The following is a 13148-nucleotide window of genomic DNA, read 5'->3' as shown; positions in this document are numbered from 1 at the left end:
GCCGAAGAGTCGCCACCGGCCGCCGGCCTGCTCTCGCCGTCCCGACCTGCCGCGGGAGGGGCCGGGCTACCGCCGACCGGGTGGCCTATGCCGTGCGGCTGGTCCACGCCGGTGACACTTGGCGCGACGTGGCGTGACAGGCACGGAAACGTACGACGGGAGGCGTGAAGGGCAACTCCTTTGTCCTTATTGCGACGAGCAGGTAGGAGACCCTTGCAATGAGAAAACCTGTCGCCCCCCGAGTCCCCAGGACCATCTGCGGATGCCGCCGTATCGCCTGCGTGACCGCCGCGTCGGCGGCGCTCCTGCTGCCGGTGCTGATCGGCCCGCCGGCGTTCGTGGGCACCGCGGCCGACCAACGCCTCCAGAACGCCTTCACCGCCGCCGCGGACGAGTACCACGTGCCGCGGAGTGTGCTCATGGGCGTGTCCTACCTCCAGTCGCGATGGGACTCCCATCCGGGCGCCCCGAGCGTCGTCGGCGGCTACGGCCCGATGCACCTGGTGGACGTCCGTCAGGCCCAGGCTCAAGCCCAGGCCCAGGCCGCGCCGAACCACAAGGGTGCCCAGCCGCTGGCGGGGTCGGCGGGGGACCCGTCCGCCCCCGAGGCGAACTCCTCGGGCGGCGGCTCCGAGGAGCCGGCGGACCTGCGGCGGGCCGCCCGTCTGATCGGAGCGCCGGCGGGGCGGCTGCGGACGGACGCCGCCGCCAACGTGCGCGGCGGCGCGGCCCTCCTGGCGGCGACGCAACGAAAGCTCGGCAAGCCGCTCAGCGCCGACCCGGCGGACTGGTGGGAGGCGGTGGCGAGCTTCCCGGGCACGAGCGACACCGCGTCGGCGGCGACGTACGCGAACGACGTCTTCGCGCTGATCCGCCGGGGCGCGCAGCGCACCACCGACGCGAAGCAGCAGGTCACCCTCCCCGCCAGCCCGGGCGTGCACCCCCGCACCCCGCGCCCGCAGGGCCCGAAGCGGCCCAAGGAGGTCGAGTGCCCGTCCGAGCTGTCCTGTTCCTGGCTCAGCGCGCCGTACGTCGAGATCGATGACGGCGACTACGGCAACCACGACCTGGCCGACCGGCCCAGGGACCAGAAGATCGAGTACATCGTCATCCACGACACCGAGGCGCCCCTGGCGTCCATGCTCATGACCGTGCAGGATCCGACCGAGGCGTCCTGGCACTACTCGATCCGCTCCAAGGACGGCCACATCACCCAGCACGTCAGGACCAAGGACACGGCCTGGCACTCCGGGAACCAGTTCGTGAACGCCCGCTCGATCGGCATCGAGCACGAGGGATTCCTCAGGCAGCCGAACACCTGGTACTCGGAGAAGATGTACCGGGCTTCGGCCCGCCTGGTGCGGTACCTGGCGAAGAAGTACGACATCCCGCTCGACCGGCAGCACATCTTCGGCCACGACAACGTCCCGTCCCCGACCGCCGACTCCATCCCCGACATGCACGACGACCCCGGCCCCTTCTGGGACTGGCGGCACTACTTCGATCTCCTGGGCGCGCCCCTGCATGCCACGGCCGCCTCGAGGAGCGACATGGTGACCATGCTGCCGGACTTCGCCACCCACAAGCCGCCGTTCACGGGGTGCACCAAGGGCGGGGTGCCGTGTGCGCCGCACGGCTCCAGCGCCGTCCGCCTGTACACCGAGCCGCACGAGGACGCCCCGCTGATCCAGGACCCGGGCCGGCGCCCGGACGGCGAGGACTCCACGGAGGACGTCAACGACCTCGGGTCGCGGGTCTCCGCCGGCCAGACCTTCGCGGTCGCCGATCGCAGCGGCGACTGGACGGCGATCTGGTACCAGGGCCACAAGGCGTGGTTCAAGAACCCGGAGAAGCACCCGACCGCCGTCGGTGCGAGCGGCCAGATGGTGACGCCGAAGGACGGACTGAGCGAGATCCCGGTGTACGGGCGTGCCCTCCCGGAGGAGGAGGCCTACCCGGAGGACGTGCCGGAGCAGCCCGAGGCACCGCTCCCGTACAACCTCTCCGCGGGCCAGCGGTATGTGACCCAGGCCCGCCTCGCCGGTTCGTACATCGACAGGTCGTCCTTCGGCGACACCCCCAACCCGGTGGTGAAGGGCCAGGAGCAGTACTACGAGATCCAGTTCGGCCACCGGATCGCCTACGTCCGGGCGAACGACGTGGATGTGGTGAGGGCACCGGCCGCGGCAGGACCGCAGTCCGGACGCTCGGCACCCCGCCCTCGGCACTGACACCCGAAGCCGGGGGTCCGCACCACCCCACCCGACGGACGGATCCGGAACGGTCCTCCCACCGTGCCGGTCACTTCGCAGACCCCATGCCATCACCGCCGTGCCGGTAACAGCGCGGACCCGACGCCGTCCCGCCGGTGCCCTGCACCGGCGGGACGCTGCTTCCAGCCGACGTACGCGCATCCAGCCGACGCAGGAGCACCCAGCCGACGCAGGAGCATGCAGCCGACGCAGGCGCCTTCCGGCGAGCCGCCGTCAGGAGGCGCGAGTCAGCGGCGGGTCAGCCTCGTGCCCAGGAGTGGCCGCCGCCAGGCCCGCCTCGATCGCGTCGAGAAGTCCGTCCAGGTCCGCCAGCCGTTCGGGCCCCATCGCCCCGAAGACCTCGCGCAGTATGCGCTCGCCCGCCGCCGTACCGGCAGCCAGCGCCGCCGCGCCCTGCGGGGTGAGGCTGACGAGCTTGGAGCGTCCGTCGTCGGGGTCCGCCGCCCGTTCGACCAGCCCTTCGCGCTCCAGCGCCTCGACGGCCTGCGTGACCGACCGGGGAGCCTGGCCGAGGTCTGCCGCGAGTGACGTCTGTCGTACGGCACCGCGGCGGTCGAGCACCCGCAGCACCTTGGTCCGGGCGAGGGACAGCCCTCCGGCAGTCATCGCGTCGTCGACGACCCTGCGCAGACGGTGGCCGATCGTGAGGTACCGCAGTCCCGACTCGACGGGCGCCGCTGTCGCATCACTCATGGTCATCGCTCCTCAGCACGGTCAACCAATGAGGTACCTCAGCACATGTCCCGTTAATGAGGTACCTCAACATAAAGCGGAGGCAGACCCATGGAGACTCCCGCGCGGCCCGTCATCGTGATGGCCTGTGGGACATCATGTTCACCCAGGAACTCGGCCGGCAGCTCGACGGCACCGGCGTCGCGGTGACCTGCCTGTGCCCGGGTTTCAACGCCACCGGGCTCGGATGTGAACTCCCGCTCGCCGGAGCCCTGGAGAAGGCCCTCACCGGAGTGGGCACCGGCACTCCACGGCACGGTGCCGACATCATCGTGCGGCTCGCGACCGACCCCGCGTTCGCCGGCATCACGGGGGGCTACTTCGCCGCCAGGACCGCCGAGCCCCTGGAGTGCCCGGAGACGGGCCGCGCCGAATCGGCCCAGCGCACCCTGTGGTCGGTGACCGCTCAACTTCTCCGCGACGAACGGCTGCCGCACGGCGCCTGAGGACGCGGCGACTCGACGTGTCGCGCCGCGCGCGGATGACGGCGCCTCGGCACGTGGGGGCCACTCCGACTCAACCTTCCTCCACCGGTCGGGCGCACGCCACTCGTATGCAGTAGGGCGCGACCCGTGCCCAACTCAGTGCCGTCCCCGTAGGACGGAATCGCAGGTGAGGCCTGAATCGGGCGGCGAGCGCCGTGCGCCGCCGACGCCAGGCGTCCGGCGGCGCGCCCCCGTCGGCGCCGTGGAGTGCCACTGCCGCGACCACGTGATCGTGTTCGAGTGGCAGCCCGCCGGTGGACATTGGAGACTAAACACCGGTTTAGGAACCGGCCATCAGACCCCCACCTCATGACTTCCGGATCACTCGCTCCGGACATCGAAAAGCGCGAGTACCGGGCGCCAGCCGTAGTGGCCGACGGCGCTCGAAAGTTCCTCAAGGAGCTCGCATGGAGGAGAAGTCCGTCGAAGTCCTGACGCCTGGGCCGGAGGAATCTGCGATCGGCAAACGTGGGCGCACAGGCCCGAAGACCGGCATCGAGACAGACCTCGCCGAGGTGCTGGCCGACGTCATGTCCGTCGAGCGGGTGCCGGTCGACAGCCACTTCTTCGACGACCTCGGCGCCAACTCGTTGGTGATGGCACAGTTCTGTGCACGGGTCAGGAAGCGCCCGGACCTTCCGTCGGCGTCGATGAAGGACATCTACCGGCACCCGACGATCCGCGGCCTGGCGACCGGGCTCGCGGACGCCGCGCCCGCCCCTGCCGAGTCGCCGGTCCCGGCGCCGGCCGAGGTGGTGACACCGGCCAGCACACTGCGGTACGTGCTGTGCGGAACCCTGCAGTTCCTGCTTTTCCTGGGATATTCCTTCCTCCTCGGATTTGTTGCCGACCGAGGTTATGCCTGGATCTCCGCCGGCTCGGACGTGATCCACATCTATCTGCGGTCGGTCGTCTTCGGCGGCGCCGGCTTCGTCGCTCTGTGCACCTTCCCGATCGCGGCCAAATGGCTGCTCATCGGCAGGTGGAGAGCGCGCGATTTCCCGATCTGGGGTCTGACGTATCTGCGCTTCTGGACCGTCAAGGTGCTGATCCACGCCAACCCGATGATCTTCTTCGTCGGCAATCCCCTGTACGTGCTGTATCTGCGAGCCCTGGGCGCACGGATCGGCAAGGGGGTCACGATCCTGTCCCGCACCATTCCCGTCTGCCCCGACCTCCTGACGATCGGCGCCGGCACGGTCATCCGCAAAGACTCGTTCTTCCTCTGCTACCGGGCACACGCCGGCCGTATCCAGACCGGCCGGGTCACCCTGGGCCGGGACGTGTTCATCGGTGAGAAGACCGTGCTCGACATCGACACGTCGATGGGCGACGGCGCTCAACTCGGCCACACGTCGACCCTTTACAGCGGCCAGGCGGTCCCGGACGGCCAGCACTGGCACGGATCCCCGGCACAGCTCACGGACCATGACTACGTCCGGATCGGGCCGGCCAAGTGCGGCACGCTGCGCCGGGCCGGCTTCGGCCTCGTGACCGTGCTTCAGCTGTTCTTCCTGTACGTGCCACTGACCGTCGGGGGCGCCTACATGCTGGTGCACCTGGTTCCGGTGCTGCACGACCGGCTGGGCCCGGGCTCGGTGGGGTTCACCTCGCCGACTCTCTACATCGACGCGCTGACCCTGTCGTTCGTGCTGTTCTTCGGCTTCGTCGTACTGGGCATGGCCGTACTGTTCACCGTTCCGCGTCTGCTGAACCTGGTCGTCGAACCGGGCAAGGTCTATCCGCTGTACGGCTTTCATTACTCGACGCAGCGGGCGATCGCGCGCATGACCAACATCAAGTTCTTCAAATGGCTTTTCGGTGACAGCTCCTACATCGTCCTCTATTTGCGGGGCCTCGGATACGACTTGTCCCGGGTCGAGCAGACCGGGTCGAACTTCGGCACGGAAGTGCAGCACGAGACCCCGTATCTGGTGTCCGTCGGCAGCGGAACGATGGTCGCCGACGGCCTCTCCATCGTCAACGCCGACTACTCCAGCACGTCCTTCCGGGTGTCCCGCGCCTCGATCGGGCCACGCAACTTCATCGGGAACAACATCGCCTACCCCGCCGGTGCCAGGACGGGCGAGAACTGCCTCCTCGCGACGAAGGTGATGATTCCGCTCGACGGTGAGGTGCGCGAGGGCGTGGGCCTGCTCGGCTCGCCGTGCTTCGAGATTCCCCGGTCGGTCGAGCGCGACTCGCGGTTCGACCATCTCCGCAACGGCGAGGAGTTCCGCCGCAGTCTCGCCGCGAAGAACCGCTACAACATCCGCTCGATGGCCCTGCTCCTGCTCGTGCGGTGGCTCTACTTCTTCGTACTCACGGTGGTCGGCCTCGCGGACGTCGATCTGTACGACTCCTACGGGCATGTACTGATCGCAGTGTTCCTGGTTTTCAGCCTTGCATTCACCCCCGTCTTCTTCGTACTGGTGGAACGCGGGGTCGTGGCATTCCGCGGGCTGCGACCACAGTTGTGTTCCATCTACGACCCGTACTTCTGGTGGCACGAGCGCCTCTGGAAGGTCCCCGAGACGTACCTCAACGTCTTCAACGGCACCCCCTTCAAGAACGTGATCTGGCGGCTGCTGGGTGTCCGGCTCGGCAGCAGGGTCTTCGACGACGGCTGCCATCTGACGGAGCGGATGCTCACCACCATCGGGAACGACTGCACGCTCAACGCGGGAAGCAAGATCCAGTGCCACTCGCAGGAGGACGGCACGTTCAAGTCCGACCGCAGCACGATCGGCGTCGGCTGCACCCTCGGTGTCGGCGCGCACGTCCACTACGGCGTGACGATGGGCGACGGTGCGGTGCTCGCGCCCGACTCCTTCCTCATGAAGGGCGAGGAAGTCCCGGAACACGCTCGGTGGGGCGGAAACCCCGCCGTGGAGATGCGAGACGCCCCCGACCAGCGGCCTGCAGCACCGTGCCGACCGTGAGTGGAGGGGAGGATTCGATGGGAGCGCAAGTGGACGCAGCCGACCGGGACTTCTGGCGCGGTGAGCTCGTAGCCGGTGGATTCACCGCCCTACCGCGGTGGACGTTCGATCCGGTGCCGGGCGTCGCCGACCACGAGACGACGATCCCGGAAGACGTCGTAGGACCGTTGCGCCGGCTGGCGGAGGGCATGGCCGTGCCGCTCGACTCGGTGCTGCTGGCCGCGCACGCCAAGGTGCTGGCCGCGCTGTCCGGTGAGCGCGAGGTCGTGTCCGGCTATGTGACCGCCGAGGGCGACCGGCCGTTGCCCTGCCGTCTGACGACCGAACCCGATACGTGGCGGACGCTGCTGCTGAACGCCCGTCGAGCCGAGTCGGAACTGCTGTCACACAAGGACTTTCCGGTCGATGAGCTCAGGCGCGAGCTGGGCCTGACCGAACCGCCGTTCGAGGCCGTCTTCGATCCGAGCGGGTTCGGGGACGACCTGGCCGAGGGCACCGTCCTGAGGGTGGGGTTCTCGCAGCAGGCCGGCCGGCTCGTATTGCGGCTGCGGTACCGGACGGACGTACTGGACGCGGACGTCGCCGGCCGCATCGCCGGGTATCACGTCACCACGCTCGCGCTGATCGCCGCCGATCCGGATGCCGAGCACGGGCGGGAGAGCCTGCTCTCCGCCGAGGAACTCCACTTCCAGCTCGAAGGGCTGGCCGGGCCGCGCCGGGAGCTGCCGGATCTGCGGGTGCACGAGCTGTTCGAGCAGCGGGTCAAGGCACACCCGGAAGCCGTCGCGGCCGTACACGGCGAACGGCAGTGGACCTACCGCGAGCTCAACTCCCGGGCCAATCGGCTGGCCCGCGCCCTCCTGACGCGAGGGCTGCGCCGGGAGGGGGTGGTCGCGGTGGTGACCGAGCGCAACCTGGACTGGCTGGCAGCGGTACTCGCGGTCTTCAAGGCCGGAGGCGCGTACCTGCCCATCGAGCCGCATTTCCCCGCCGGTCGCATCGCCACCACGCTCTCCCGTGCCGAGTGCGCCCTCGTGCTGACCGAACACGGCAGCACCGCCACCCTCGACCAGGCCCTCGGCTCGCTGCCCGGCATCCGGACGGTGTTCATCGACGCGGCCTACGAGGAGGATCACGCCGACACTGATCCGGGCACCGAGGTCGGCCCTGACCAGCTCGCCTACATCTACTTCACCTCGGGGTCCACCGGGGAGCCCAAGGGCGCCATGTGCGAGCACGCGGGCATGCTCAACCATCTCTACGCCAAGATCGACGACTTGGAGATCGGCGAGGGCCAGGTGGTCGCCCAGACCGCACCCCAGTGCTTCGACATCTCGCTGTGGCAGCTGGTGTCCGCGCTCCTCGTCGGGGGCCGGACCCTGCTGGTCGAGCAGGAAGTGATCCTGGACGTCCAGCGGTTCGTCGACAAGGTCGTCGAAGGCCGGGTCGCCGTCCTCCAGCTCGTGCCCTCGTATCTGGACGTCGTCGTGTCCTGTCTGACGCAGCACCCGCGCGAGCTGCCGGACCTGCGGTGCGTGTCGGTCACCGGCGAGGCGCTGAAGAAGGAGCTCACCCAGCGCTGGTTCGACGTCCAGCCCGGGATCAAACTGGTCAACGCCTATGGGCTCACCGAGACTTCGGACGACACCAACCACGAGGTCATGGACCGCGCGCCCGACGGAGACCGGGTCCTGCTGGGCCCCGCGGTCAACAACGTGCGCGTGTACGTCGTCGACGAGCACCTGAACCCGGTGCCGCTCGGCGCCCCCGGTCTCATCGTCTTCTCCGGTGTCTGCGTCGGCCGCGGATACGTCAACGATCCGGAGCGCACCCGGCAGGCCTACCTGACCGATCCGCACCGGGCGGGCGCCCGGCTCTACCGGGGCGGCGACTACGGCCGCTGGCAGCCCGAGGGCAAGCTGGAGTTCCTCGGCCGCCGGGACAGCCAGGTGAAGATCCGTGGCTTCCGGATCGAGATCGGCGAGATCGAGAACACCCTGTTGCGGGTGCCCGGTGTGCGCGACGGGGCGGTGGTGGTCGCCGAGCGGGCCGACCAGAGCAAGCATCTGGTGGCGTTCTACTCCGGCCGTGAGCCACTCGAAGTCGACGTCCTGCTGGACCGGCTCGGTGACTCCCTGCCCGACTACATGGTCCCGTCGGCCTTCCACTGGCGCGAGAGTCTGCCGCTGACGGCCAACAGCAAGATCGACAAAAAGGCCTTGCGGGCGCTCGCCGGTGAACTCGACGTCGTCCAGGCCGACTACCACGCGCCGAACACACCGACCGAGCAGCAGCTCGCGGCCGCGTGGGCGAAGGTGCTCGGCATCCCGCAGAACCAGATCGGACGGCGGGACCACTTCTTCGACCGGGGCGGCACATCGCTGTCGGCGGTGAAACTGGCGGTCACCCTGAACCGTGTCGTGTCCCTCAAGGACGTCACCCGTCACCCGGTCCTCGCCGATCTGGCCGGGGTGGTCGACGGCAGGTCCCGGCCGAGCTCCGGGCCGGCCGCCGGCAGATCCGAACCGCGCTCCACACTCCTCCAGCCTCTGTCGCAACCGGACGGGGCGCAGGCCACGGCCCTGGTGTGCTTTCCCTACGCCGGTGGCAACGCGGTGAACTTCCGGCCGATGGCGGGGGCACTGCAGGGCGGTGGCCCCGCGGTCTACGCCGTCGAACTGCCCGGTCACGACGTGGCCGCCGAGCGCGAGCCCTTCGCGCCGATGACTCAGGTGGCCGACCAGGTCGTCGCCGAGATCACCCGGCGGGGCCTGACCCGGGTCCTGCTGTGGGGTCACTCCTCGGGCACCGCGCTGGCCGTGGAGACCGCCAGAAGGCTGCAGGAACGCGGAGTGGACGTCCAACGGGTGTTCCTCGGCGCGCAGTTGCTCGGCGACTCCACCGACCGGCGCGCCACCATCACCGAGCTGACCGGGCGAAGCAACGCCGAGATCGCCGCGAAGCTCACCGCGGACGGCGGGTACACCGAACTCGGTGAGCTGGACGCGCAGCACGCCGAGCACGTCGGTGCCGCCTACCGGCACGACTGCGTCAGCGCGCACCGCTACTTCGCCGACGCCCTGGACTCCCCGCCGGCGCCGAGGCTGTCCGCCCCGGTCACCGTGGTCGTCGCCGCCGACGACCCGAGCACGGCGGGGTACCGGCGCCGGTACCGCGACTGGCGGCTCCTGGCCGAACAGGTCGATCTGCACGAACTCGCCGACGGCGGCCACTACTTCCCGCGCACCCGTCCGACCGAGGCGGCACAGGCGGTGCTGCGCGCCGCCGAGTTGTTCGCTTCGTCCTGAGTGCTTCTTCCTGAGTGGCAACGGAAAGGAATCGAGATGTCGTCCCTCTCCACGGCGTCGCTGGCCGACGTGGAACTGAAACCCGGCAGACCTCCGCTCCTGCGGGCCGAGGCGACCGTCTCCGCGCCGAGCTGGGCGGCCGAGCACCGGGACGCGCTGCGCGCTGTCGTCGCCGAGCACGGCTGCGTCCTCGTCCGCGGCCTCGGGCTGCGCGAGGCGGCCGAGACCGGCGCCGTCTTCTCGGCGCTGGCCACCGGTCTGATGACCGAGAAGGAGGTCTTCGCTCCGCGGCAGACCTACTCCGACGGCGTGTACTCCTCGACGAAGTGGCCGCCGAACCAGCCGATGTGCATGCACCACGAACTGAGCTACACGCTCGAGTTCCCCGGCCTGATGATGTTCGCCTGTCTCACCGCGCCCACCGACGGCGGGGCGACCGCGGTGGCCGACGCACCGACCGTACTCGACGCGCTGCCCGCCGAGTTGACCGAGCGGTTCGAGCGGGAGGGCTGGCTGCTCACCCGCAGCTACAACGACGAGATCGGGGCGTCGGTGGCCGAGGCGTTCGGCACCGAGGACCGTGCCGCCGTCGAGAGCTACTGCCACGCCAACGGGATCACGTTCGAGTGGCAGACCGACGGCGGACTGCGCACCAGACAGCGCCGCAGCGCCGTGGTGCGCCACCCTGCCACCGGCCGACGCTGCTGGTTCAACCAGATCGCGTTCCTCAACGAGTGGACGATGGCCGCCGAGGTGCGCGAGTACCTGGTGGACGTCTACGGCGCCGACGGGCTGCCGTTCAACACCCGCTTCGGCAACGGCGACCCGATCGGCGAGGACGTCGTGCAGCTGCTCAACAACGTCTACGAGTCCCACACCGCGCGCGAGCCGTGGCAGGCCGGCGACCTGATGCTCGTTGACAACGTTCGCACCGCACACAGCAGGGAGCCCTTCGAGGGACCGCGCGAAGTGCTCGTCGCCCTGGCCGACCCGGTGCGTCTGGCCGACTGCTCTCCGACCGTCGAGGTGACCTCAGAATGACCGCAACCGGTTCCCCCGCACCGCAGTCCGCGACGACCGTGCCGCCGTTCGCGGTGATCTCCGGTGCCCAGGTCCAGCGCGCGCTGGACGGACGTCAGAAACAGATCGTGGATTTGGTCGAGGCCACCTACCGGGTGCACGGCGCCGGAGATTCGGTGAACCCACCGTCGTACTTCCTGCGTTTCCCCGACCGCCCGTCCTCCCGGATCATCGCGCTGCCCGCCTCGATCGGCGGGGAGACGCGGGTGGACGGCGTGAAGTGGATCTCCAGCTTCCCGGACAACGTGGCGTCCGGAATCCCGAGGGCCTCGGGCGTGCTGATCCTCAACGACCATGAAACCGGCTACCCGTTCGCCTGCCTGGAGAGCTCGATCATCAGCGCCACCAGGACGGCCGCGTCGGCAGCGGCGGCGGCGGACTGGCTCAGCCGCGACCGGCCGCGACCGACACGGGTCGGGTTCTTCGGGGTGGGCTTGATCGCCCGCTACATCCACGCCTTCCTGGCCGACACCGGCTGGTCGTTCGACGACATCGGCGTGCACGACCTGTCCGCCGACAGCGCGGCGGGCTTCCGGTGCTACCTGGAGCAGTCGGGCACCCCCGGCCGGGTCACCGTGCACGACAGCGCCGAGCAGTTGATCCGCAACAGCGACCTGCTGGTCTTCGCCACCGTGGCAGGTCAGCCGCATGTCGGTGACCGGTCCTGGTTCGCGCACAACCCGCTGGTGCTGCACGTGTCGCTGCGCGATCTGGCGCCGGAGATCCTGCTCGCCTCGACGAACATCGTCGACGACATCGAGCACTGCCTGAAGGCCAACACCTCGCCGCATCTGGCCGAGCAGCTCACGGGCAACCGGGACTTCGTGCACGGCACGCTGGACGACGTGATGGCCGGGCGGGTCACGGTTCCGGCGGACAGGCCGGTGGTGTTCTCGCCGTTCGGCCTCGGGGTGCTCGATCTCGCGGTCGGCAAGTACGTCTACGACGAAGTGGTCCGCAGCGGGGAGCTGCACGTCGTCGACGGCTTCTTCCACGAACTGAGCCGGTACGGATGAACCCAGAGCCCAGGAGGCTTGCGCAGGCCTGATCCCAGGAGAGATCACCGGTCAAGTCGCCGCAGATCAGACCCCACGAGACAGCGGCCGCTGACGCAGGGCCCCGTACGGCTCGGTTGACCGAGGCTCCCGCCCACAAGAGCGGGAAGCCCATCCAGGTCGGACGGACATTCCGAAAGCTCTGCTCCAGATAGAGGAGACCGTCGTGCCCGTCATATCCGTTCCCCACGCCTACAACGAAGACGATCTCTATGTCGACCTACGGTCGATCCTCGGGCACTCGCTCTTCCTGAAGTGTGAGGGCTTCAACTTCGCCGGCTCGATCAAGCTGAAGGCCGCGATCGAGATGGTGGAGGCCGCAGAGCGGGAGGGCGTCCTCACCCCGGAGTCGATCCTGGTGGAGTCCTCCTCCGGAAACCTCGGCGTGGCGCTGAGCATGATCGCGGCAAGCAAGGGTTACCGGTTCCTGTGCGTGACGGACTCCCGCGGCAATCTGTCGACCAGGATGATGATGGAGGCATTGGGCAGTCAGGTGCACATGATCGCCGGGCAGGAGGCCAACGGCGGCTATCTCGGCGCGCGGATCGAGTACGTCCGCGCCCTGTGCGCCTCCGACGACCGGTACGTGTGGCTCAGCCAGTACACCAACCCGAGCAACTGGAAGGCGCACCACCGAAAGACGGCGCCGGAGATCGCCCGCCAGTTCCCGCGGCTGGACGTGCTCTTCGTCGGTGCCGGCACCACCGGGACCCTGATGGGCTGCGCGCGCTACTTTCGCGAGTGGCACCGGCCGGTGCGGATCGTCGCGGTGGACAGCGTCGGCTCGGTGTCCTTCGGCGGTCCGCCCGGCCGGCGGATGATTCCCGGCCTGGGCATGAGCATGCGCCCCCCGCTGCTCGACGAGTCCTTTGTGGACGAGGTGATCCGTGTCGAGGAGGCGGACACCATTCGTATGTGCCATCGACTGGCCAGGCGCGGATTCCTGTTCGGCGGCTCGACCGGCACGGTGGTCAGCGGCGCCACGGACTGGTTGGCCCAGAACGACGCGGGTGAACTCACCGCCGTGGCGATCGGCCCGGACCTCGGCGAGCGCTACCTCGACACCATCTACCAGGCGAACTGGCTCCAGGATCTCTACGGCGCCGAGGTGCTCGACTCCAACGAGGTGACGGCCCGTTCGTGGGCCCCCTCCCCCACGCCACCCGCACGGTGGGGCCGGCGGCTGGACCTGAAGAGCGGCGACCACAAGGGCGGCCACCGCCCTCAGGTCCAGGAACGCAAGACCCGGTGAGCCGCTCCGGCCGGGTCCCGG

General features: G+C 69.3%; 8 protein-coding genes. 7 read left to right on the top strand and 1 reads right to left on the bottom strand.

Features of this window, described 5'->3' with window-relative positions; all coding sequences use genetic code 11:
• The first annotated feature begins 218 nt into the window (after positions 1 to 218).
• A complete protein-coding gene (locus tag ACFVXA_RS00535; protein WP_390023261.1) occupies positions 219 to 2231 on the top strand; it encodes an N-acetylmuramoyl-L-alanine amidase in 2013 nt (670 codons plus the stop codon).
• A gap of 255 nt (positions 2232 to 2486) precedes the next feature.
• Here ACFVXA_RS00535 and ACFVXA_RS00530 read toward each other — a convergent pair whose 3' ends face one another.
• Positions 2487 to 2966, bottom strand: coding sequence for a MarR family winged helix-turn-helix transcriptional regulator (locus ACFVXA_RS00530; protein ID WP_390023259.1), 480 nt, complete (start codon positions 2964 to 2966; stop codon positions 2487 to 2489).
• A 137-nt stretch (positions 2967 to 3103) separates the two neighbouring features.
• Here ACFVXA_RS00530 and ACFVXA_RS00525 point away from each other — a divergent pair, with 137 nt between their 5' ends.
• The 6 genes from ACFVXA_RS00525 (at position 3104) to sbnA (ending at position 13127) form a co-directional block, all read left to right on the top strand.
• The gene (locus ACFVXA_RS00525) at positions 3104 to 3451 is read left to right on the top strand and encodes a hypothetical protein (RefSeq protein ID WP_390023256.1); all 348 of its coding nucleotides are present in this window, start codon (positions 3104 to 3106) and stop codon (positions 3449 to 3451) included.
• Positions 3452 to 3897: 446 nt separating this feature from the next.
• Entirely contained in the window at positions 3898 to 6432 is a 2535-nt protein-coding gene (locus ACFVXA_RS00520) for a Pls/PosA family non-ribosomal peptide synthetase (RefSeq protein ID WP_390023253.1), read from the top strand.
• A 17-nt stretch (positions 6433 to 6449) separates the two neighbouring features.
• The gene (locus ACFVXA_RS00515) at positions 6450 to 9740 is read left to right on the top strand and encodes an amino acid adenylation domain-containing protein (protein WP_390023250.1); all 3291 of its coding nucleotides are present in this window, start codon (positions 6450 to 6452) and stop codon (positions 9738 to 9740) included.
• A gap of 36 nt (positions 9741 to 9776) precedes the next feature.
• The gene (locus tag ACFVXA_RS00510; RefSeq protein WP_390023248.1) at positions 9777 to 10781 is read left to right on the top strand and encodes a TauD/TfdA family dioxygenase; all 1005 of its coding nucleotides are present in this window, start codon (positions 9777 to 9779) and stop codon (positions 10779 to 10781) included.
• Positions 10778 to 11836 carry a 2,3-diaminopropionate biosynthesis protein SbnB gene (gene sbnB / locus ACFVXA_RS00505; protein WP_390023245.1) on the top strand — a complete coding sequence of 353 codons (1059 nt, stop codon included), beginning with the start codon at positions 10778 to 10780 and terminating at the stop codon, positions 11834 to 11836. Before ACFVXA_RS00510 ends, sbnB begins: the two co-directional genes overlap by 4 nt.
• A 205-nt stretch (positions 11837 to 12041) precedes the next feature.
• On the top strand, positions 12042 to 13127 hold the full coding sequence (gene sbnA, locus ACFVXA_RS00500) for a 2,3-diaminopropionate biosynthesis protein SbnA (RefSeq protein ID WP_390023243.1): 1086 nt from the start codon (positions 12042 to 12044) through the stop codon (positions 13125 to 13127).
• The last annotated feature ends 21 nt before the right edge of the window (positions 13128 to 13148 follow it).

It is taken from the genome of Streptomyces sp. NPDC058246 (assembly GCF_042881985.1).
In the GTDB taxonomy this organism is placed as follows: domain Bacteria; phylum Actinomycetota; class Actinomycetes; order Streptomycetales; family Streptomycetaceae; genus Streptomyces.
This window is presented reverse-complemented; position numbering and strand designations above follow the sequence as displayed.